Genomic DNA, 20,329 nt, shown 5'->3' with positions numbered 1-20,329 from the left:
CGGGGTCGACCTGGTCTTCGAGGGCTTGCGGAGACTGGCTGGCGATGTCGCCGGCCCATCGATTGAACGATTCATTAAACCACTACACTTTAAAACCGCTTCGTTTTTCTGGTTCATTCAAGGAAAGATCATGGCCCATAACCTCCACAAAACACTCAAAGAGTTCGATATCGGCGGCAAGAAGAAAGGTCAGTTTTATTCTCTGCCGCAGCTGGGCAAGGCCCTGGGCGTCGACGTCTCGCGCCTGCCGGTGTCCATCCGTATCGTGCTGGAGTCGGTGTTGCGCAACTGTGACGGCAAAAAGGTGACCGAAGAACACGTCAAGCAGCTTGCCAACTGGAAGCCGACGGCCAATCGGGTCGACGAAATTCCGTTCGTGGTGGCGCGCGTGGTGCTGCAGGACTTCACCGGCGTGCCGCTGCTGGCCGACCTCGCCGCCATGCGCAACGTGGCCGATCGCATGGGCAAGAACCCGAAGCGGATCGAACCTCTGGTGCCCGTGGACCTGGTGGTCGATCACTCCGTGCAAATCGATCATTTCCGCGAGAAAAAAGCGCTCGATCTGAACATGAAGATCGAATTCCAGCGCAATAACGAGCGTTACCAATTCATGAAGTGGGGCATGCAGGCGTTCGACACGTTCGGCGTCGTGCAACCCGGTTTCGGTATCGTCCACCAGGTCAACCTTGAATACCTGGCACGTGGCGTGCACAAAAAGGACGGCGTCTACTACCCCGACACGCTGGTGGGCACCGATAGTCACACCACCATGATCAATGGCATCGGCGTGGTCGGCTGGGGCGTGGGCGGTATCGAAGCCGAGGCCGGCATGCTGGGCCAACCGGTCTACTTCCTGACGCCCGACGTCGTCGGCGTCGAACTCAAAGGCCGGCTGCGCGAAGGCGTGACCGCCACCGACCTGGTGCTGACGATCACCGAGATGCTGCGTCGCGAGAAAGTCGTCGGTAAATTCGTCGAATTCTTCGGCGAAGGCACGGCCAGCCTCGCGCTGCCCGACCGCGCCACGATCGGCAATATGGCGCCCGAATACGGTGCGACGATGGGCTTCTTCCCGGTCGACGAGAAAACCATCGAATACTTCGAGGGTACCGGCCGCACCAAAGCCGAGATCGCCGCCTTCGAAGCCTATTTCAAGGCCCAGAAGCTGTTCGGTATTCCCAAGGCGGGCCAAATCGATTACACCAAGGTGGTCACACTCGACCTCGGCACGGTCGCACCGTCGCTGGCCGGCCCGAAACGTCCGCAAGACCGCATCGAGATCACCAACGTCAAGCAGACGTTCACCGACCTGTTCAGCAAGCCGGTCGCCGAAAACGGCTTCAACAAAAACCCGGCCGACCTCGCGCAAACCTATAAGGCGGCCAACGGCATCGACCTGAAGAGCGGCGATGTGCTGATCGCCGCCATCACGTCCTGCACCAACACATCGAATCCGAGCGTGTTGCTGGCCGCCGGCCTGCTGGCCAAGAAAGCGGTCGAAGCCGGCTTGAAAGTCGCGCCGCACATCAAGACCTCGCTCGCCCCCGGCAGCCGCGTGGTGACGAAATACCTGGAAGCAGCCGGCCTGTTGCCGTACCTGGAGAAACTCGGCTTTGGCGTCACCGCGTACGGCTGCACGACCTGTATCGGCAACGCGGGCGATCTGCTGCCCGAATTCAACGAGGCGATCACGAAGAACGACATCGTTGCCGCTGCGGTGCTCTCCGGCAACCGCAACTTCGAGGCGCGCATCCACCCGAACATTCGCGCCAACTTCCTGGCCTCGCCACCGCTGGTGGTGGCCTACGCGATCGCCGGCAACGTCACTCGCGACCTGATGACCGAGCCGGTCGGCAAGGGCAAGGGCGGCAAGGATATCTATCTGGGCGACATTTGGCCGACCAGCGATGAAGTCCACAAGCTGCTCAAGTTCGCCATGAATGCCAAAACGTTCAAGACGAACTACGAGGAAGTCAAGAAGCCGAGCCCGTTGTGGGCCAAGATCAAGGGCTCGAGCGGCCAGGTTTACGATTGGCCGAGTTCGACCTACATCGCCGAGCCGCCGTTCTTCGAAGGCTTCGAGATGGAGCCGAGCGACGATATCGCGCCGATCAAGGGCGCGCGTGCGCTGGGCGTGTTCGGTGACTCCGTGACGACCGACCACATCAGCCCGGCCGGCTCCATCAAGGAAACGTCCCCCGCCGGCAAGTGGCTGCTGGAGAACGGCGTGTTGAAAACCGACTTCAACAGCTATGGTTCGCGCCGCGGCAATCACGAAGTCATGATGCGCGGCACGTTCGCCAACGTGCGCATCAAGAACCTGATGATCCCGCCGACCGCAGACGGTTCGCGCGTCGAGGGCGGTCTGACGATCCACCAGCCCAGCGGCGAGCAGATGTCGATTTACGACGCCGCGATGAAATACGTCGGCAGCAATACACCGACCGTCATCTTCGGCGGCGAGGAATACGGCACCGGCAGTTCTCGTGACTGGGCCGCCAAGGGCACGCAGTTGCTCGGCGTTAAGGCCGTGGTGGCACGCAGCTTCGAGCGGATTCATCGCTCCAACCTGGTTGGCATGGGCGTGCTGCCGCTGCAGTTCAAGGGCGACGACAGCGTCGATTCGCTTGGCATCACTGGTACCGAGACCTATGACATCGAAGGGCTCAGCAGCGACCTCAAGCCGCAACAGGACGTGACGCTGGTCATCCATCGCAAGAACGGAGAAACCCACCGCGTTGCGCTGCTGCTGCGCATCGACACGCCGATCGAAGTCGATTACTACAAGCACGGCGGCATCCTGCCGTTCGTTCTGCGTCAGTTGCTGGTGGCCTGAGTCCGCCCCGATAAATCTGCTCCGCATGACCCAAAGGGCCAGCCGTAACAAGGCTGGCCCTTGTTCCTTTTCGGGCCTGGGGGCCCGAATATCATGTCCGAATCCGGCTAGAAATGGGCTGGCGAGCGGCGTACAGTGTTTCCATGAAACTCGATCGGGCCACTTGTTACAAAGCCGTCGCCGCACATGATCGCCGCTTCGACGGCTGGTTCTTCGTTGGCGTCTCCTCGACGGGCATCTATTGCCGTCCCGTTTGCGCGGTGCGCACCCCTCAATTCGAAAATTGCCACTTCTTTCCCAGCGCCGCGGCGGCGGAAAAAAGCGGCTTTCGGCCGTGTTTGCGATGCCGCCCCGAATTGGCGCCTGGTCATGGCATCTTCGATGCAGCAAGTCGCCTCGCGCAGGCCGCGGCACTGCTGATCGACGATGGCTTTCTCAACCAGGCCTGCATACCGCAACTCGCCAGTCGGATCGGGATCACCGAGCGCCATTTGCGGCGCATCTTCAACGCCGAGTTCGGCGTCTCCCCAATCGAATACGCCCAAACACAGCGACGATTGCTGGCCAAGCGCCTGCTCAGCGACACCGCGTTGCCGGTGACGGAAGTTGCTCTGGCGGCCGGGTTCGGCAGCATTCGCCGCTTCAACAGCCTATTCAAGCAACACTACGGCTTCGCGCCCAGCCGTCTGCGCCAGCGCAGCACGGCGACCGTCCAATCCGATACCATGACATTCGAATTGGCCTATCGTCCGCCGTTCGCCTGGGACGCCCTGCTGGACTTTCTGGCGGCCCGCGCCATCGCTCCGATCGAGTGCGTCGACCAGCGAATCTACCGCCGCACGCTGGCGCTCACGGTCGGGGAACAGCACTATTGCGGCTGGCTTGCAGTCGAAAACTCCCCTCGCCGCCACGCGCTCAAAGTAACGCTGCCGGCCACGCTCGCCGGTGCCGTGCCGCAGGCGCTCGGCAAGATCCGGCGTCTGTTCGATCTCGCCTGTCGGCCCGACGTGATCGATCGCCATCTGGGCCCGATATCGCAGCGCCTGCCCGGCATGCGCGTGCCGGGTACGGTCGATGGTTTCGAGATCGCGCTGCGCGCGATTATCGGCCAGCAGATTTCCGTGGCAGGCGCGCGCTGCCTGCTAACCCGTTTGGTCGAACGCTTCGGCGAGCCGCTCGCGGCGGCGCCAGCCGGCCTGACGCACCTGTTCCCGAGCGCTGCCGCACTGTTGGCGGCACCAGACAACGAGATCCAGGCCATCGGCCTGACCCAGGCGCGTACGGCCACCGTCATGGCGGTGACGCAGGCCGTCGCTACCGGCGCCTTGCGCATCGAACCGCTGGCGCCGCTCGACGAGACAGTAGCCGCATTGCGATCCATTCGCGGCATCGGCGACTGGACCGCACAGTACATCGCGATGCGCGGACTGGGTTGGCCCGATGCCTTTCCGGCGGGCGACCTCGTCCTGCAAAGGCATTTTGGCCTGGCCAACGCCAAAGCTCTTGGCATCCACGCCGAACAATGGGCACCCTGGCGCGCCTATGCCGCCCTGCATGCCTGGCAACAACACCAGGAAGAGACCACGGCGGTATGATCTATTGCGCGTCCACTCCCACGCCCCTTGGCGATATGCTGCTCGTGTCCGACGAAAGCCATTTGTGCGGCGCCTACTTTATGGATCAAAAGTACATCCCGCGGGTCGCTCCGCACTGGCGCACGGATGCCGACCTGCCGGTCATGCGACAGGCGCGAGAAGAACTCGATGAGTTTTTTCGAGGCCAGCGACGCCGTTTCACTGTCCCGGTCAACCCGCGCGGCACTGCCTTCCAACGCCGCGTATGGCAATTGCTGGCGGCGATTCCGTATGGTGTGACTGTCTCCTATGGAGACCTTGCCCGGCAATTGGGCAGTGCTCGCCACGCCCGGGCCGTGGGTAGCGCCACCGGCCGCAACCCCCTATCCGTGATCGTGCCTTGCCATCGCGTGCTGGGTGCCGGCGGCAGCCTCACCGGTTACGCGGGCGGGCTGCAGCGCAAGCGCGCACTGCTGTGCCTGGAGGGGATTCATCAGGCATAGTTCGTTTGACGGCAAAGGCATACCGGGACGCAGATGGACTACAATGAAAAGTTTTCCATCTTTGGACCGCTCGACCTATGCGCTCTCGTAACGCCAAACGCCTGACTCCCGACGCCGAAAAGCTGGTGGGCTTTTCCCTGGCGCTCGCCGCCTCGGGAAGCCGCATGGAGGACCGCTTTTGGGAGGGACAACTCGACGAGTTGCTCACCCGCCTGCTGCGCACCGGCAATCAAAACGCGCTCGACGCTGCGCTCGATCATCTGCAGCAGAATCACAGCGATGCCTACGGCGCGCTTGCCGATTTGCTCGAATCTCAGAGCGAGTCCGCTCACTTGACAACGGACTCCGGCGCGCCCGACGCCGCCTCGCGGTGGGATGCCCTGCTGATCGCCATACCAGTGCTGGCCTGGACGCGCTATGTGATACCTTCCGGCCCGATCAAGGAGGATGTGCTTGACACCTTGAAGGCGCATCTGCAGGCCCATGTACTGGCAGGCGAGACGCGTGTGGCGCTCGCTCCATACATCTACAGCATCGACCAGTTGCCCCGCACTCACTGCGAGACCTGGCGTCTGACGCAATTGCTCTCGCAAGCGGCGCTGCAAGGGGACCCGCCGCGCCTTAATCTGGGCGAGCTGCCGGAGACCGCTCCCATCCTCGCCGACCCCCGCTTCCTGCTGGCCGCCGTCGCCGTGCCGGCGGGCACGGCGACGTTCCGCTGGCAGGAAGACGGCGGTCATCGTGCCGAGCGCGGTCAGTGCCAGGAAATGTGGGCACAGCAAGGCGGCCCCAATCTGGCGGCGCTGCTGCCCGCCTGCGAATTCGAATGCCTGCTGCCGGACGCTTACTATGCGAGTTGCCGCGAAGCTGACGAACGCATCCGCCCGCATACGATTCGTACCGCGCTGCGCTATCTGGAGGACGTGCTCTCGCTCACGCCTGCCGAGCTGCGCGCGGTCGTCGCAGGTTTCGGCGAGGAGCGGATCGACGAGTACCGCATCGGCTTTACCACGCGCGGCAGCAACGATGTGATCTACGGCGTGGTGTGGCCGCTCTATGGCCGCGAGAGCGGCGAGGCCGAAAACGGCCTGCTCGACGAGGTGTTGAATTTGCTCAAGGAATGCGGCATTACCGACATCCGCAAGCATCCGGGCTGCTTCGATCCCGAATATTGCGACGATTGCGGTGTACCGCTCTATCCGGACCCGCTTGGCGAGATCGTGCATGCCGAGATGCCCGACGACGCCGAGCCGACCCCACCGCAATTCCACTGAGCGCCGTGCCGCTGCGCGTCAGACGCCGCTGTCGACGCAGCGATGCAATGCGTGCCCGGAGGCCAGGTACTTGCGCTCGAATGGCGTGATCGGTGACGACGGCCGCCAGAGCTCGATCACCGGCGTGCGCCCATTGAGCAACTGCAGCGCGAACGCGAACTCCTCGATATACACCGACCAGTTGCTGCGACACTCCAGCACGCCCCCCAAAGCGGCAACGGTCGGGAACACCGCATGACCATGCCAGCGTCGCGCGAGTTGCCCGAGCTTCGGCCACGGGTTCGGGTACAGGATATAGTGGCGCGCCAGCGGCACCTGCGCCAGTGCCAATTGCCGCCAAAAATCAACCAGATCGGCTCGTATCCATATAAAATTTTCGGGCCAGGGATCGCGCCACCAATCTTTACCGCGCTGTAGTCGATGCGCCGATTGATCGACGCCGACGACGAAATGGTCCGGATAGCGTGTTGCCAGATGCAGGGTACTCTCACCGACGCCGCACCCGGCGTCGAGAATCAGTGCGGGTTCGCCGGCACCACGCCAGGCCTGCATCGCCTGCTCGAATGCCATTACGCTGTATGACGCCAGCGGTTTGCGGAACACCGCGCGTCGATGACGCTCCAACAGCGTGACAAGCCGCTCGTGCGCCCCCACTTGTTCACTGCTGACCGGGCGCGAATTTGCAAACATCGACGACCTTACCTTTGAGATAAAAATGGGCTGTATTTTAGAACCGACACGCACCGGCTAGCCGGAAAAACGATCCATCCATGGCCCGCAATGCCCCGGGCAGCTCAGTTCGGGTAAGATGCACGGACTGCAACGGGGCTTGCCAGCCTTCGCAATTTCCCTCGCCGAAGAATACCGATGTCATCCCGAATTCTGTCAAGATCCCTGAAGAGCTTGATTCGATGGGCCTATGCCGGGCTCGTCCTGCCGCTTGCTATTGCGCCCATGAGCGCGCATGCCGATCAACTCATCGACCAACACGACCAGCTCGTGAAGCAGTTCGAAACCGAACGCCACGCCAACCCATTGATCGCCGATTGCGCCGCCCACGCCAGCTTCGTGGTGTCCACCGCACCGGGCTACGACAGCGTGGTCTATCCGCCCGCCGCGCTCGACACCGATCATGCGCACATCGAGCCGTGGCAAAAACCGTTCGACGATCGCAAACAGCGCATCAACGTATCGACGGTGGTCACCATTGACGCGCTGGGCCACCGCCCCTCCGGCAAGGAAGATCCGATTCACATTCGCTGCGGTTACAACGAAGGCCAGCTAATGGCGTTCACATACAAGGCGCCGCTGCCGCAGGTCGAGCCGGTACATCATTACCGCCACAAGCCGGTCTATCACCGCCGGTACGCGCATCACCGCGTGGTCCACCATCGGGCCACGAAGAAAGTCACTCACGCCAAAACGACTCACCGAAAAGCGAGCACCACGCACACGACCCGGCGCACCACTTCGAGCAAGCACCATGCGCCGCCCGCTCACAAGTCCGGCACCAACTGAGCGCCGCAGGCACGGGCTCAATCCCGCACGGCCATGACCTGACGGCAAATCGCCTCGAGCATCGCAGCGCCGAGCGCGGCGCTGCGCGCGCCGCTCCAGCCGACCCGCGCATCAGGCAGATTGGCGTTGTCCTTGAACGGCATTTCCAGCGTCAGCGAGAGGCAACCGAATCGGTGCGACATATATTTGGAGGCCAGCTTGAGCGCCTCTTCCTGGTATTTGCCTGCCGCATAACCGTACTGATCCTGAAAATCCGGGCTGGCCTGCTTGAAGTGCTCGATGAACGATCGCTGCGCCGCTTCCTGCGTCGGCGTAAATCCAGGCAACATTTCGTTGCCGGCGACGAAGACATAGGGCAACGCCTCGTCGCCGTGGATATCGAAGAACATATCGCAGCCGGCTGCATGGATCGCCTCACGCACATGCCACACTTCGGGGCTGCGCACCGGGTCGGGAGCCAGCCACTCGCGATTGAGATTGGCGCCAGCGGCATTGGTCCGCAGATTGCCCCGCGCCGCGCCGTCGGGGTTCATATTCGGCACCACGTGGAATACGGCATGCTCGAGCAATGCGCGAGCGACCGAATCGCCGGCCCAATCGCCGGCGCCGATCAGGCGGCGCAGCATGCCCTCGACGAACCACTCGGCCATCGTCTCGCCCGGATGCTGTCGCGCAATCACCCAGATTTTCTGCTTCGCCGGACCGGCTGTGCCAATCGTCAATAGGCTGATATCCCGGCCATCGACCGAATTGCCGAGATCGGTCACCCGCACCAGCGGCGAATTTTGCGCAGTACCGACCAGCGCCAGATGGCGTTCCTCGCTGTACGGCTCGAAATAGGCGTAATACACGCTATCGTGCGCCGGGCAGTGTTCGATCACCATCACCTGCCCATCGAACGTCGTCGGCACGCGAAACCAATTGACCCGGTCATACGACGCGACTGCACGATAATCGCGCCAACCCTCTGCAAAAGTGCATTGTGCGGCGTTATCGAAGTGAATACGACAGACCTGCCCTACAGCACCCTGCAAGCGAAAATAGAACCATTGGGCAAACGTCGCGTGCGAGTCCTTGCGAATGCGCACGTGAATATCGTCGGCTTGCCGGCAGGTAATGACTTCGATCGCGCCCGCGTCGAAGTGCTGGCTGATTTTCAGTGTCATGTCAGGTCATTCCCACGATTGCGCGCGAGGCCCGCGCTTTACGCCAGCTTACGCCGAAATACCCAGATCGCGTCGGTTGATGCGTCTTCTGCAAAAGCGTACCCCTCGCTGTCGAACTGCCTCAGGCGCTGCACGTCGCGCACGCCATGCTTGACGGCATAGCGCGCCATCAGGCCGCGCGCGCGCTTGGCGTAGAAGCTGATGATCTTGTATTTGCCGTTCTTCCAATCCTCGAACACCGGCGTAATGATCGGCGCCTGCACCAGGCGGCGCCTGACGGATTTGAAGTACTCTTCCGACGCCAAATTCACCAGCACACGACTTTTGACCGGCTCTTCGGCCAACTGTGCGTTGAGCGCCTGGGTAATCTGTTCGTCCCAATACGCATACAGGTCACGGCCTTTGGCATTGTGCAGACGCGTACCCATTTCCAGGCGATACGGCTGCAGCAAATCGAGCGGGCGCAGCAGACCATATAGTCCGGACAGAATTCGCACATGTCGCTGCGCGAATTCGATCTGCTTGTCCGTCATCGACTTCGCGTCGAGCCCCTCATACACATCGCCATTGAATGCCAGGATCGCCTGCTTGGCGTTTTGCGGACTGAATTGCGGCGACCAGTCGGCATAACGCTGGACGTTGAGGGCTGCCAGCGGATCCGAAATATTCATCAGTTTCGCCACTTGAGCCGGCCCAAGCGTGCGCAGCGTTTCGATCAATTCGTGTGCCTGGGGGATGAATTGCGGCAGTGTGTGGCGGGCGGTGTGAGGCGGCGTGTCGAAATCCAGCGACTTGGCCGGCGATAGAACGATTATCATGGGAGCGAATTTTTCTCGTTTCTGTTGCTTGACTGCGCAATGCCACGGCAGCACGGTTTATGTGGAGCCACCGCGGCAACGCCGTTCATTTCCGACCCGCATTTTAGCCAATGCCCATGATCTTTGCTCCGCCCATGCCGGCGGAATTATTGCGTCTGCAGGAATACGCCCGCACACTGCCCGCCCGTGCACGCTGCGTGATCGATTCGAACGTCTGGATCGATATTCTCGTATTCGACGACCAGGATAGCCGCGCGATTCGCGACGCCTTGCTGGGTGGCGCGCTTGATGCCATCATCAGCACACCTTGCCGCGACGAACTCGCGCATGTGCTCGCCTATCCGCAATTCGCCGCTCGCGCTGTCGACATTGCACAGGCGCTCGCCTGGGTGGATCGTCACACGCGACTGCTCGACGCGCCGGCGGACGGCGCCGCACCCCGCGTTTTGCCGCAGTGCCGCGACCCGGACGATCAGAAATTCCTCGAACTCGCCCGCGACGGCACAGCCCACTGGTTGATCAGCAAAGACAAGGCACTGCTCAGGCTCAAGCCGCGCATTGCCCGCGACTTCGGTTTCCAGATCGTGACCGCGGCAACTTTCTCACGGCTCTCGGCGCCGCCCACGTCACCGCACGGGCCAGAGTAAAATAGCCCGAAGTTCGCGCCGCCGACTCGACGGCGCTCATTGCCCATCGACCGCTTACGTCCTGCCGCCCGTGACCATGAACGCCGCCCTTGACCTGCCTCAAATTGCTTCGCGCCTGCCCAACGTCGGCACCACGATCTTCACCGTGATGTCGGCGTTGGCAACGGAACGGGGCGCGGTCAATCTGGGGCAGGGATTCCCCGATTTCGACTGCGATAGCCGCCTTCCGGACGCAGTCGCGGACGCCATGCGAGAAGGCCACAACCAGTATCCACCGATGGCTGGGGTCCCCGCCCTGCGTCAAGCCATCGCCGCCAAGATTCAGGCTCTGTATGGCGCTCAACTTGATTGGGGGCAGGAAATCACCATTACCGCCGGCGCCACGCAGGCGCTGTTCACGGCAATTCTTTGTTCCGTGCATCCCGGCGACGAGGTGATCGTTTTCGAACCCACCTATGACAGCTACGTCCCGTCGATCGAGCTCGCTGGCGGCAAGCCGGTTTTCATCACGCTCGATGCGCCCGGCTACCGCATTCCGTTCGATCGCCTTGCGGCAGCCATCACGCCGCGCACCCGACTCATTTTGCTCAATACGCCGCATAACCCGAGCGGCACCGTCTGGCATGCCGGCGACATGCAACAGCTCGCCGATCTGGTGCGCGACACCGACATCCTCCTGTTGTCCGATGAGGTCTACGAACACATGGTCTACGACGGGCAACGTCACGAGAGCGTGCTGCGTCATCCCGAGCTGGCCCGGCGCAGCTTTGTCGTGTCGAGCTTCGGCAAGACCTATCACGTGACCGGCTGGAAAGTTGGCTACGTTGCGGCGCCGGTGCCATTGAGCGCCGAATTCCGCAAAGTCCATCAGTTCAATGTATTTACGGTGAACACGCCGATGCAGCACGGTCTGGCGCGTTACATGGAAGACCCCGCCCCCTACATCGACCTGCCGGCCTTTTACCAGAGAAAGCGGGACCTGTTTCGTGCGGGTCTGGCCAACACGCGCTTCAAGCTGCTGCCGTGCGAAGGCACTTATTTCCAGTGCGTCGACTACAGCGCGATCAGCAGTCAGACCGAGGCCGAATTCGCCGCGTGGCTGACTACCGAAATCGGTGTCGCCGCCATTCCGGTGTCGGCGTTCCACCATGCGCCGCACGAATCCGGCGTGGTCCGCTTCTGTTTCGCCAAGCAGGACGCCACACTCGAGCAAGCGCTGGCCCGGCTCGCCAGGATCTAGTGCTTGGCGTGCTGCGCAAGATAAGCCTTGCGATCAGCTGTCACGCGCTGGGCCGAGGGCCGCTCGCCGATCAACTTGACGTACCCCTTCCAGTCGATGCCGTGATCGATCAGCATATCGCTGCCGTAGATCTGCTGGGTTGCCAAGCCAATCACGGGCAAATGCACGAATGCCGCGCAGTCGGCCGCGCTGAATTCTTCCCCCGCCAAATACGGGTCGAATCTGGCTACCTGGCGGAAGGCGCTGATGTGGCGTTCGAGGCGCTTGTGCACGCGTGCCTGGGCGCTCTCGCTCAGCGTGCCGCCAAAGAACGCCTGCGGATAAAGCTCGCGTGCCACCAGCTCCAAATGAAGTTCGAGAAAGACAATCAGCTCGCGCTGCTTGCCGGCAGCAAAGGCGTCGCGCGAATACATCGGCGGCTCCGGGTGGAGCGCCTCAAGATATTCGATCATCGGCTGGGATTCGCATAGCGTGCCGTGCGCCGTCTCGAAAAACGGCACCTTGCCAAGCGGCGAGCGGGCCAGGAATGCCTCATCCTGACTCGGATAGGCAAATGACTCTTCGAATGGCACACCCTTCTCGAGCAGCACCATCTTCACTTTGTTGTAGTAGTTGCTCAGGGCAAAGCCGCACAGTTTAAGCATGTTGTCTCCAGGAGAAAGGCGCAGGCCGTTCCGCAGGGTGGAAACACCGACCACGGGCCGAGCCAGCCACGATAGAATCAAACAATTGACCGATTCTAACCTCCTCCGCAGTCGCATATCATGAGTTCTCCCTCTACAGCCATTCAAACGCTGGGGCTCGTCGGCACCGGCGCCATGGGGCGCGGTATTGCCCAAATCGCCGCGCAAGCCGGGCTCACCGTGAAGCTTTACGACGCCAATCCGGCAGCCGTCGACGCTGCCCTGGGCGCCCTGCGAGACACCCTGGACAAGCTGGCCACCAAGGGCAAAGTGAGCCCCGAACAGGCCAAGGCCGCGCTCGAGCGCCTGCATCCATGCACCCAACTGGCCGATCTCGCCAGTTGCCAACTGGTCATCGAGGCCATCGTCGAGCGACTTGACGTCAAGCGCGAACTGTTCAAGCAACTGGAGAGCATTGTTGCGCCGGACTGCATCCTTGCCTCCAATACGTCGTCGTTGTCGATTACGGCGATTGCCGCCGCGTGCGCCAAGCCTGAACGAGTCGCGGGCTACCACTTCTTCAACCCCGTGCCGCTGATGAAAGTCGTGGAAGTCATCGATGGCCTTCGCACCGGGCGCGCCGTCGGCGACGCCCTGATGACGCTTACCCGGACGCTTGGCCATACGCCCGTGCGTGCCAAGGATATGCCCGGATTCATCGTCAACCACGCCGGCCGCGGCATGAATACCGAGGGGCTGCGCGTGGCCAGCGAGGGCATTGCGGACTTCGCCACGGTCGACCGCATCATGCGTGAGCAGGCGGGCTTCCGGCTCGGCCCGTTCGAGCTGCTCGACCTCACGGCACTTGATGTTTCTCATCCGGTGATGGAGTCCATCTATCATCAATTTTATGAGGAAGCGCGCTTCCGTCCGTCGCCGATCACCGCGGTACGGCTCGCTGGCGGCCTGGTCGGACGCAAGGCGGGCGAAGGCTTCTACCGCTATGTCGACGGCAAACAGCAAGTGCCGGCGGAGGCGCCGGCCCCCGTCACACAGCCGGCACGCGTTTGGGTCAGTCGCGCCGATACGCGCGCTCACGAGGCAACGATGCAGTTGCTGACCAAGCTTGGCGCCATCATTGACCAAGGCGAGCGGCCTGCGGACGATGCGCTTATCATCGTCACGCCGCTGGGCCAGGATGCCACCACCTGTGCGGTCGAACAGCAACTGGATGCGCAGCGAACCGTCGCGCTCGACACGCTGTTTCCATTGCTGGACGCCAAACGCCGCACGCTGATGACGACGCCGGTTACGCGCCCCGACGTGCGCGACGCCGCCCACGCGCTGCTGGCCAAAGACGGCGTGCCGGTCAGCGTGATTCGCGATTCGGCTGGATTCGTCGTGCAACGCATGGTGGCGACGATCGTCAACATCGGTTGCGATATCGCTCAACAACAGATTGCGTCGGCACAGGATATCGATCGGGCCGTCACGCTTGGGCTCGGCTATCCGCGCGGTCCGTTGACGCTTGGCGACGCACTTGGCGCCCGCGAAATCGTGACGATCCTGCGCAATATGCAAAGTTTCTATGGCGACCCGCGTTATCGTCCGTCGCCCTGGTTGACCCGCCGCGCGCAGCTCGGCGTTTCGCTACTGACCGAAGAGAGCTGATATGAGCGCCGAACTGCTGGCTGAACGGGTCGATCAGACCCTGGTCCTGACGCTGTCCAACCCTGGAGCGCGCAATGCCCTGCATCCCAGCATGTATGCGGCCGGCATCGAAGCGATCGTCACCGCCGAGCGCGACGCGTCGGTGCGAGCCATCGTATTGACCGGGGCCGATAATTTCTTTTGCGCGGGCGGCAACCTGAACCGCCTGCTGGAAAATCGCGCCAAGGACAAGTCGGTGCAGGCCGAAAGCATCAATCGGCTGGCCGAATGGGTCGAGGCCATCCGCACCTGCCCCAAGCCGGTGATCTGCGCGGTCGAAGGCGCCGCCGCGGGTGCCGGCTTTTCGCTGGCGCTGGCCTGCGATTTGCTGGTTGCCGCCGACAACGCGAAATTCGTCATGGCTTACGCCAAGGTTGCGCTGACGCCTGACGGCGGGGGCTCCTGGTTTCTCAGCACTGCGCTGCCGCGCCAATTGGCTACCGAGATCCTGCTCGAGGGCAAGGCGATCGATGCACAACGGCTTGCCAACGCCGGGTTGGTCAATCGTGTGGTCAAAGCGGGTGAGGCGCGTGATGCAGCGCTGGCGTGGGCCGAACAGTTAAGCCAACTGTCACCGCATGCGCTTGGCCGCATCAAGGCGCTGATCGAGGCGGGGCCCGCCAACACCCTGCGCCAGCAGTTGCAGCTCGAGCGCGACAATTTTATCGAGGCGCTGCATCATCGCGACGGTCTGGAGGGAATCAGCGCGTTCCTGGAAAAGCGCCGGGCGCAATACAAATGACGAACACGCCACTGACGAATCCGGGCGCGCCACTCAGTGCCGATGCGTACGCGCCACCCAAGCGTCGCCGCATTTATCTAATGCGGCACGGCGCTGTCACTTATTTTGACGACAGCGGCAAACCCATCGTGCCCGAGAGCGTTCCACTCAATGCCGCTGGCCGCGCGCAGGCCCGCGCAGCGGGAGAGTTGTTTGCCACGCAGGCGATTCGCTTCGACCGCGTCATCGTCAGTGGATTGCCTCGCACGATCGAAACGGCCCAACACGTGCTTGCCGAAATCGGCCAGGACATCGCGCTCGAATCCTGGCCGGAATGGCAGGAAATCCGCGGCGGCCGGCTATCCGAGATTGCCCCGCAGGATATTCATGCGGCGTTCGTCGGCGCGTTCGATGGTGTTGCCTCGGAGGATCGCCGCTTCCTGGGCGGCGAAACGGTCGGCCAACTGCTGGATCGGATTTTGCCGTCGATCGCCAAGCTGCGCTCCGATCCAGGCTGGGATACCGTACTGCTCGTGCTGCACGGCGGCGTCAATCGCGCGATCCTCTCGCATGCGATTCATCCGACGCAACGTCTGTTCATTGGTCAATTGGCACAGGCGGCCGGTTGCATCAATGCGCTGGACGTGGGCGATGCACCCCACGACTGGGTCGTGCGAATGCTGAATTTTTCGCCGCCGGCGCCGCTGCATCGCGAAATGCGGCAGACCATCATGGAGACCATGTTCCAGGAATATCTGCGCCATCGCACACGGTGAGCTCGCAGCGAACCCTCCTCATTGATCATCCTTGCGCCCCGCATTGACGGGAACGCGCACTCGGCGCGCTCCTCAGCGCGCTTCCTATTTCTGTGGTGTAATTTTTCGCACACGGCGCATTCGCATCCGTGACTGTCTTGCGCATGGCCAAGGCGCCACGCCTGGGTCAAATGCACGCCCCGACGCCGAAAAATTCAAGGAGAATCAATTGATTGAGCTCTATTCGTGGGCCACGCCCAATGGTCACAAAGTGCATATCATGCTGGAGGAGTGCGGCTTGCCCTACCGTGTGCATGGGATCGATATTGGTGCCGGCGATCAATTCAAGCCGGAGTTTCTGGCAATTTCGCCCAACAACAAAATTCCCGCCATCGTCGATCCGGATGGCCCGGACGGCAAACCGATCTCGATTTTCGAATCCGGTGCCATTTTGCTGTACCTCGCTGGCAAAACGGGAAAATTTCTGCCCGCCGACGTGCGTGGCAAATATGAAACGCTGCAGTGGCTGATGTTCCAAATGGGGGGTGTCGGGCCAATGTTGGGACAGGCCCACCACTTCCGGATCTATGCTCCGGAAAAGATCGACTACGCGGTCAATCGCTACACCAATGAGGCCAAGCGCCTCTACGGCGTGCTCGATAAGCGCCTGGGAGAAGTACCCTATGTGGCGGGCGACACCTACACGATTGCCGATATGGCCATCTGGCCATGGCTGCGCTCCTGGAAAAACCAGGGCGTGGAGTTGGAGGATTTCGCCAACGTCAAGCGATGGTTCGACGTCATCGATGCCCGCCCTGCAGTACAGCGCGGCGTCAAGGTACTCGCCGAAGCGCGCAAGGCCTTGCAAGACGACAAAGCGCGGGAAATCTTGTTTGGCGCCACGCAATACGCACGCCGCTAAGCAGCGCCCACACGGCTTGCAACTGTTGGCGATGCCTTACAAAAGGAAACATTTTAGCCGCCTGCCGCACAGATGCCGATGCTAAGCTGGGGACTTGTTTTCGCAGCCCCCAGCAACCGAGCGGCCTGGGATTTGACGATTCACAGACGGACTTATGTCGGGAACCTTCGAACTCAGACGCACCGCCAACGGCGATTTCACATTCCGCCTGGTATCTGGCCAGGGACAGATCATCGTATCGAGCGCGAACTATAAAGCACGGGCATCGGCGCGCAACGGCATTGCATCGGTGCGCAAAAATGCTTTGGAAAGCGGCCGTTACGAACGCAGGATCTCCACGGCCGGGCGGCACTACTTTATTCTGAAAGCGCGCAATGGCGAACCCATTGCACAAAGCCCGATGCTGGCATCCGATCAGGACGTGCAAGCCGCAATCGACTTACTGAAACAAACCGTAACGGAAGCCGATGTCACGGACGTCTCGTTATGACGCGTGAGCCCGGGACGGAGTCAGCCTGCGCCCGGATAATAACGAACAATCAGTTCTGCTACGCAGACGGATTTCGTGGCGCCCTGCGCTTCGAATTCGGCGCGCCAGACAACCTGGAAAGTTCTTTCTGGCGCTTCGATGGCTTCGACTGACTGCAGGTGCAAATGAACCCGGATGCGGCTGTCGACAAGCACTGGCGCTGGAAAGCGAACCCGATTCAGACCATAGTTGACCGTCATTCGAGCATCGCGGATGGAGACCAGTTGGTCAAGCTGTGCAGGAAGCAGCGCAAGCGTCAGAAACCCGTGCGCGATCGTGCTGCCAAATGGCGACTCGCGTCGCGCTCGCGCCGGATCGACATGAATCCATTGGCGATCGCCGGTGACCTCGGCAAAGGCATCAATCAACGCTTGGGTCACGGTGAGCCAATCGCTGACTGCAATCTCCTGACCAACCATTTGCGCCAGGGAATGTAATTCGATTTGCCGCTGGGCCACTGAATCACTCCGAAGGGGATGAAGACCCGATTACTGTAGCCGATCTTTGAAATCGGCGGGCAGCGGCAACGGCAAGACTTCGATGCCTTCTTCGATGAGTTCAGCGGCTTCCTCGGGCGAAGCAACGCCGTGAATATTGCGCTCCGGCGTCTCTTGATAATGGATACGCCGCGCTTCTTCGGCAAAGCGCTCGCCGACATCCTCGCTGTTGGCGATGACGTGCCGCACCGCGCGAAGCCATAGTTGCTGCAGTTGCTGATGAATCTGCTGCGCATCACCCGCTCCTCGCGCAGCACCAGCCGGTCGCGCGAGCGTCTGTGCGTCGCGTTGCGTCGACAGATTCAGGCGCGGCGCCGACGGCAGGCGCGAGACGACCTCGTCGCCACACATCGGGCATGTAATAAGATGACGCGCCTGCTGGTCGACGAAGTCCTCCTCCGAGGCAAACCAGCCTTCGAAGGTATGGCCGTGCGTGCAGCGCAAATCGAGAACCTTCATGCTCGCATCGTGGGATCAAAGCTACATTATCACCGAAATGTCATTTTAGGGTGGTCGCTCCCGTCGAACCAGAGGATCGTCGGCGGCCGCCCCCAACGACGCAACGTCATCCGGCTTCCGGCTCGACCGACCAGCGGCCATCAAGAATTTTCTCAAGCCAGAACGCCCCAATGACCGTTTTCACGTCGCTGACCTGCCCACAGCGAACCCAGTCGAGCAATTGGGTGGCCGGCATCGTGAAAGTCTCGAGAAACTCACCATCGTCCAGTTGCCGCTGGCCTGCGCTGAGGCCTCGCGCGAGGTAGATATCGATGAATTCGGTGGAGTAGGAAATCACCGGGTGGATGCGGGTAATGCGCTGCCAGCGACTGGCGCGATAGCCGGTTTCTTCAAGCAGTTCGCGCTGGGCGCAGAATAGCGGCGACTCGTCGGCATCGAGCTTGCCGGCAGGAAACTCACACATGACCCGGCGCAGCGGATACCGGAACTGCCGCTCCATCAACACCTGTCCATCGTCGAACAGCGGAATGACCATCACCGCGCCGGGATGTTCGAGAAACTCCCGCGTAGCCTCCTTGCCATCCGGCAGGCGTACGCGATCCCGCTTGAGCGTCAGAAAGGCTCCATCAAAGAGGGTTTCGCCATCGATGCGGGTTTCGATTAGCCCGCGTTCATGGGAGTGGATATCGGGCATGATCGTCTCGTCACAGTAAGGAGCGTCGAGTCTAAGTTACCGGTGTCGCCAGAGATAGCGATAAACGAAGCCGGGAAACGCGAGGACCAAAAACATGCTTGCCGTGACCGCATAGAACTGCCAGCCCTGATGAAACACATTGCCGATACGCGCTTCGATCATCCAGGCCAACAGGCCAACGACAAAATAGATGACGATCAGCTCAAGAAGCCGCAGCCAAGCACTTTTCGCAACGCCGCCCAGCGGTATCAACGCAAACAGGCGCTGATTGATGAACGGCAGGTTGGCCCCGACCAGGGCCAACAAAATGACCAACCACCCGCCCGCCGATAGACTCACGTTGGCCCCGGGATTCAGGAAATCAACGTGAGGTGAATGGTTCTCAGGCACCATTCCATCAGAGAGCCCGGCAGCAGCCCGAACCACAGCATCGCCAAGCCGTTGATCGACAGCAGCAGTCGCATCGATCCGGTGCTCTGCAGGGCTTCGGTGTCGGTGGGTGCGTCGAAGTACATCAACTTGACCACGCGCAGATAGTAGAAGGCCCCGACCAGCGAAGCGAGCACCGCGACCACGGCCAGCCAGACCATGCCGGCATTGACGACGGCCTGCAGCACGGCGAGCTTGGCATAGAAACCCGCCATCGGCGGCACGCCAGCCAACGAGAACATCAGTATCAGCATCATGAAGGCGAACCACGGGCTGCGCTGGTTCAACCCCTTGAGGTCATCGAGCTCACCACCCTCGAAACCTCGGCGGGACAGCAGCATGATGATGCCGAACGTACCCAGCGTGGTCAGGACATAAATGATGCTGTAATACATCGCCGAGCCGTAGGCGCTCGCTACGCCGTCGCTTTTGCCGTTGACCACCCCCGAGAGCAGGCCGAGCAGTACGAACCCCATGTGGGAGATCGTCGAATAGGCAAGCATACGCTTCAAGCTGGTCTGCACAATCGCGGTGAGGTTGCCGACCACGAGGGACAATACGGCGAGGATCACCAGCATTTGCTGCCAGTCGATGGCCAACGGCAACATGCCCTCGACCAACAGGCGCAACAGCAAGGCAAAGGCGCCGAGCTTCGGTGCCGCAGCGACCAGCAACGTAACCGGCGTCGGGGCCCCATCGTATACGTCGGGAATCCACATGTGGAAAGGTGCCGCGCCAATCTTGAAAGCCAGGCCCGCGACAATGAATACCAGGCCGAACACCAGCACGATTTTGTTGACCGCCCCCGAGGCGATGACCTCGAAGACCTTCGACAATTCAAGCGACCCGGTGGCGCCGTACATCATCGACATGCCATACAGCAGGAAACCCGATGCCAAAGCACCCAGCACGTAATATTTCATGCCGGCCTCGGTCGCGCGCGGCGACGTCCGCCAAAGGGCCACCAGCGCATACAGCGATAACGACATGAGTTCCAGCCCGAGATACAAGGTCAGGAAGTTGTTGCCGGAGATCATGACCGTCAAGCCGAGCAGTGAGAAAAGACTCAGGACGAAAAAATCCCCGCGGAACAATTGCCGCGCCTCGAGATAACGGCGTGCGTAGACGAAGGTGAACAGGGTCGCCAGACTACTCAGCGACTTGAGCAGGTTCGACATCGGATCGGCAACGAACAGGTTGCTGAACAGATAGTGCGAATTGGGATCACCGTTGTTCAAGCCGTACCAAACGGTCAGCACGGCAGTCGTCGCGACGGAAAGGCCATAGGTAATGCCGCGACGGGCGTCGGAGATGAAGATGTCGAGCATCATGATCAAAAAGATCATGAGCAGCAGGAAAAACTCCGGCAAGATCGGCGCCAAATTCAGGTTTTGCATGATCGTTCTCTCCCCCT

Annotated in this window: 21 protein-coding genes; 12 read left to right on the top strand and 9 right to left on the bottom strand. The window is 61.4% G+C overall.

What is annotated here, in order from left to right:
- The first annotated feature begins 130 nt into the window (after positions 1–130).
- From acnA to EPN80_RS08445, 4 genes are all read left to right on the top strand, one after another.
- Positions 131–2,836, top strand: a complete 2,706-nt coding sequence (gene acnA / locus EPN80_RS08460; protein ID WP_293025747.1) for an aconitate hydratase AcnA — start codon at positions 131–133, stop codon at positions 2,834–2,836.
- 143 nt (positions 2,837–2,979) lie between these two features.
- The gene (locus tag EPN80_RS08455) at positions 2,980–4,431 is read left to right on the top strand and encodes an AlkA N-terminal domain-containing protein (protein WP_293025745.1); all 1,452 of its coding nucleotides are present in this window, start codon (positions 2,980–2,982) and stop codon (positions 4,429–4,431) included.
- Positions 4,432–4,466: 35 nt separating this feature from the next.
- Complete coding sequence (locus EPN80_RS08450; protein WP_293025743.1) at positions 4,467–4,913, top strand: methylated-DNA--[protein]-cysteine S-methyltransferase; 447 nt, start codon at positions 4,467–4,469, stop codon at positions 4,911–4,913.
- 77 nt (positions 4,914–4,990) lie between these two features.
- The gene (locus EPN80_RS08445; RefSeq protein WP_293025741.1) at positions 4,991–6,187 is read left to right on the top strand and encodes a DUF2863 family protein; all 1,197 of its coding nucleotides are present in this window, start codon (positions 4,991–4,993) and stop codon (positions 6,185–6,187) included.
- Between the two features lie 18 nt (positions 6,188–6,205).
- On the opposite strand, the gene EPN80_RS08440 is transcribed toward EPN80_RS08445, so the two are convergent.
- The gene (locus EPN80_RS08440) at positions 6,206–6,877 is read right to left on the bottom strand and encodes a methyltransferase domain-containing protein (protein ID WP_293025739.1); all 672 of its coding nucleotides are present in this window, start codon (positions 6,875–6,877) and stop codon (positions 6,206–6,208) included.
- Positions 6,878–7,141: 264 nt separating this feature from the next.
- Between EPN80_RS08440 and EPN80_RS08435 the strand changes: the two genes are divergently transcribed.
- Complete coding sequence (locus EPN80_RS08435) at positions 7,142–7,705, top strand: hypothetical protein (RefSeq protein WP_293025737.1); 564 nt, start codon at positions 7,142–7,144, stop codon at positions 7,703–7,705.
- A 17-nt stretch (positions 7,706–7,722) separates the two neighbouring features.
- Here EPN80_RS08435 and EPN80_RS08430 read toward each other — a convergent pair whose 3' ends face one another.
- Positions 7,723–8,871 carry a M14-type cytosolic carboxypeptidase gene (locus EPN80_RS08430; RefSeq protein ID WP_293025735.1) on the bottom strand — a complete coding sequence of 383 codons (1,149 nt, stop codon included), beginning with the start codon at positions 8,869–8,871 and terminating at the stop codon, positions 7,723–7,725.
- Positions 8,872–8,909: 38 nt separating this feature from the next.
- Complete coding sequence (gene yaaA, locus EPN80_RS08425; RefSeq protein ID WP_293025733.1) at positions 8,910–9,689, bottom strand: peroxide stress protein YaaA; 780 nt, start codon at positions 9,687–9,689, stop codon at positions 8,910–8,912.
- A gap of 134 nt (positions 9,690–9,823) precedes the next feature.
- Between yaaA and EPN80_RS08420 the strand changes: the two genes are divergently transcribed.
- Both EPN80_RS08420 and EPN80_RS08415 read left to right on the top strand, forming a co-directional pair.
- Complete coding sequence (locus tag EPN80_RS08420) at positions 9,824–10,336, top strand: putative toxin-antitoxin system toxin component, PIN family (protein ID WP_293025806.1); 513 nt, start codon at positions 9,824–9,826, stop codon at positions 10,334–10,336.
- Between the two features lie 76 nt (positions 10,337–10,412).
- Entirely contained in the window at positions 10,413–11,576 is a 1,164-nt protein-coding gene (locus EPN80_RS08415) for a pyridoxal phosphate-dependent aminotransferase (RefSeq protein ID WP_293025731.1), read from the top strand.
- Here the strand turns inward: EPN80_RS08415 and EPN80_RS08410 are convergent.
- Positions 11,573–12,220, bottom strand: a complete 648-nt coding sequence (locus EPN80_RS08410) for a glutathione S-transferase (protein WP_293025729.1) — start codon at positions 12,218–12,220, stop codon at positions 11,573–11,575. The two genes, EPN80_RS08415 and EPN80_RS08410, sit on opposite strands and share 4 nt — an antisense overlap.
- 120 nt (positions 12,221–12,340) lie before the next feature.
- Between EPN80_RS08410 and EPN80_RS08405 the strand changes: the two genes are divergently transcribed.
- The 5 genes from EPN80_RS08405 to EPN80_RS08385 all read left to right on the top strand — a co-directional run bounded on the left by EPN80_RS08405 (position 12,341) and on the right by EPN80_RS08385 (position 16,797).
- Entirely contained in the window at positions 12,341–13,870 is a 1,530-nt protein-coding gene (locus EPN80_RS08405; RefSeq protein WP_293025727.1) for a 3-hydroxyacyl-CoA dehydrogenase, read from the top strand.
- 1 nt (position 13,871) lies between these two features.
- Positions 13,872–14,651: an oxepin-CoA hydrolase, alternative type gene (locus EPN80_RS08400; protein ID WP_293025725.1), complete on the top strand. Its 780-nt coding sequence runs from the start codon at positions 13,872–13,874 to the stop codon at positions 14,649–14,651.
- Positions 14,648–15,406, top strand: coding sequence for a histidine phosphatase family protein (locus tag EPN80_RS08395; RefSeq protein WP_293025723.1), 759 nt, complete (start codon positions 14,648–14,650; stop codon positions 15,404–15,406). Before EPN80_RS08400 ends, EPN80_RS08395 begins: the two co-directional genes overlap by 4 nt.
- Before the next feature lie 208 nt (positions 15,407–15,614).
- Complete coding sequence (locus EPN80_RS08390; RefSeq protein ID WP_293025721.1) at positions 15,615–16,307, top strand: glutathione S-transferase N-terminal domain-containing protein; 693 nt, start codon at positions 15,615–15,617, stop codon at positions 16,305–16,307.
- A 154-nt stretch (positions 16,308–16,461) separates the two neighbouring features.
- Positions 16,462–16,797, top strand: a complete 336-nt coding sequence (locus EPN80_RS08385) for a YegP family protein (protein WP_293025719.1) — start codon at positions 16,462–16,464, stop codon at positions 16,795–16,797.
- Between the two features lie 20 nt (positions 16,798–16,817).
- Here the strand turns inward: EPN80_RS08385 and EPN80_RS08380 are convergent, their stop codons facing one another.
- From EPN80_RS08380 to nuoN, 5 genes are all read right to left on the bottom strand, one after another.
- Complete coding sequence (locus tag EPN80_RS08380; protein ID WP_293025804.1) at positions 16,818–17,255, bottom strand: MaoC family dehydratase; 438 nt, start codon at positions 17,253–17,255, stop codon at positions 16,818–16,820.
- Between the two features lie 69 nt (positions 17,256–17,324).
- Positions 17,325–17,792, bottom strand: coding sequence for a DUF1178 family protein (locus tag EPN80_RS08375; RefSeq protein ID WP_293025717.1), 468 nt, complete (start codon positions 17,790–17,792; stop codon positions 17,325–17,327).
- Between the two features lie 106 nt (positions 17,793–17,898).
- On the bottom strand, positions 17,899–18,486 hold the full coding sequence (locus EPN80_RS08370) for an NUDIX hydrolase (protein WP_293025715.1): 588 nt from the start codon (positions 18,484–18,486) through the stop codon (positions 17,899–17,901).
- Between the two features lie 36 nt (positions 18,487–18,522).
- On the bottom strand, positions 18,523–18,879 hold the full coding sequence (locus EPN80_RS08365; protein ID WP_293025802.1) for a DUF2818 family protein: 357 nt from the start codon (positions 18,877–18,879) through the stop codon (positions 18,523–18,525).
- Positions 18,840–20,312, bottom strand: coding sequence for an NADH-quinone oxidoreductase subunit NuoN (nuoN, locus tag EPN80_RS08360; protein WP_293025713.1), 1,473 nt, complete (start codon positions 20,310–20,312; stop codon positions 18,840–18,842). Before nuoN ends, EPN80_RS08365 begins: the two co-directional genes overlap by 40 nt.
- Positions 20,313–20,329 lie beyond the last annotated feature (17 nt).

It is taken from the genome of Pandoraea sp., from assembly GCF_004297875.1.
In the GTDB taxonomy this organism is placed as follows: Bacteria; Pseudomonadota; Gammaproteobacteria; order Burkholderiales; family Burkholderiaceae; genus Pandoraea.
The sequence above is the reverse complement of the archived record's forward strand: the minus strand, read 5'-3'. Positions and strand labels throughout refer to the sequence as shown.

What these genes read in the sequence shown, in the direction of transcription:
- EPN80_RS08450 (WP_293025743.1), top strand. Translation starts at nt 4,467, where the DNA reads ATGCTGCTCGTGTCCGACGAAAGCCATTTGTGCGGCGCCTACTTTATG.
- EPN80_RS08385 (WP_293025719.1), top strand. Translation starts at nt 16,462, where the DNA reads ATGTCGGGAACCTTCGAACTCAGACGCACCGCCAACGGCGATTTCACA.
- EPN80_RS08415 (WP_293025731.1), top strand. Translation starts at nt 10,413, where the DNA reads ATGAACGCCGCCCTTGACCTGCCTCAAATTGCTTCGCGCCTGCCCAAC.
- acnA (WP_293025747.1), top strand. Translation starts at nt 131, where the DNA reads ATGGCCCATAACCTCCACAAAACACTCAAAGAGTTCGATATCGGCGGC.
- EPN80_RS08440 (WP_293025739.1), bottom strand. Translation starts at nt 6,877, where the DNA reads ATGTTTGCAAATTCGCGCCCGGTCAGCAGTGAACAAGTGGGGGCGCAC.
- EPN80_RS08435 (WP_293025737.1), top strand. Translation starts at nt 7,142, where the DNA reads ATGAGCGCGCATGCCGATCAACTCATCGACCAACACGACCAGCTCGTG.
- EPN80_RS08405 (WP_293025727.1), top strand. Translation starts at nt 12,341, where the DNA reads ATGAGTTCTCCCTCTACAGCCATTCAAACGCTGGGGCTCGTCGGCACC.
- EPN80_RS08400 (WP_293025725.1), top strand. Translation starts at nt 13,872, where the DNA reads ATGAGCGCCGAACTGCTGGCTGAACGGGTCGATCAGACCCTGGTCCTG.
- EPN80_RS08420 (WP_293025806.1), top strand. Translation starts at nt 9,824, where the DNA reads ATGCCGGCGGAATTATTGCGTCTGCAGGAATACGCCCGCACACTGCCC.
- EPN80_RS08445 (WP_293025741.1), top strand. Translation starts at nt 4,991, where the DNA reads ATGCGCTCTCGTAACGCCAAACGCCTGACTCCCGACGCCGAAAAGCTG.
- EPN80_RS08430 (WP_293025735.1), bottom strand. Translation starts at nt 8,871, where the DNA reads ATGACACTGAAAATCAGCCAGCACTTCGACGCGGGCGCGATCGAAGTC.
- EPN80_RS08365 (WP_293025802.1), bottom strand. Translation starts at nt 18,879, where the DNA reads ATGGTGCCTGAGAACCATTCACCTCACGTTGATTTCCTGAATCCCGGG.
- EPN80_RS08370 (WP_293025715.1), bottom strand. Translation starts at nt 18,486, where the DNA reads ATGCCCGATATCCACTCCCATGAACGCGGGCTAATCGAAACCCGCATC.
- EPN80_RS08410 (WP_293025729.1), bottom strand. Translation starts at nt 12,220, where the DNA reads ATGCTTAAACTGTGCGGCTTTGCCCTGAGCAACTACTACAACAAAGTG.
- EPN80_RS08395 (WP_293025723.1), top strand. Translation starts at nt 14,648, where the DNA reads ATGACGAACACGCCACTGACGAATCCGGGCGCGCCACTCAGTGCCGAT.
- nuoN (WP_293025713.1), bottom strand. Translation starts at nt 20,312, where the DNA reads ATGCAAAACCTGAATTTGGCGCCGATCTTGCCGGAGTTTTTCCTGCTG.
- yaaA (WP_293025733.1), bottom strand. Translation starts at nt 9,689, where the DNA reads ATGATAATCGTTCTATCGCCGGCCAAGTCGCTGGATTTCGACACGCCG.
- EPN80_RS08380 (WP_293025804.1), bottom strand. Translation starts at nt 17,255, where the DNA reads ATGGTTGGTCAGGAGATTGCAGTCAGCGATTGGCTCACCGTGACCCAA.
- EPN80_RS08375 (WP_293025717.1), bottom strand. Translation starts at nt 17,792, where the DNA reads ATGAAGGTTCTCGATTTGCGCTGCACGCACGGCCATACCTTCGAAGGC.
- EPN80_RS08455 (WP_293025745.1), top strand. Translation starts at nt 2,980, where the DNA reads ATGAAACTCGATCGGGCCACTTGTTACAAAGCCGTCGCCGCACATGAT.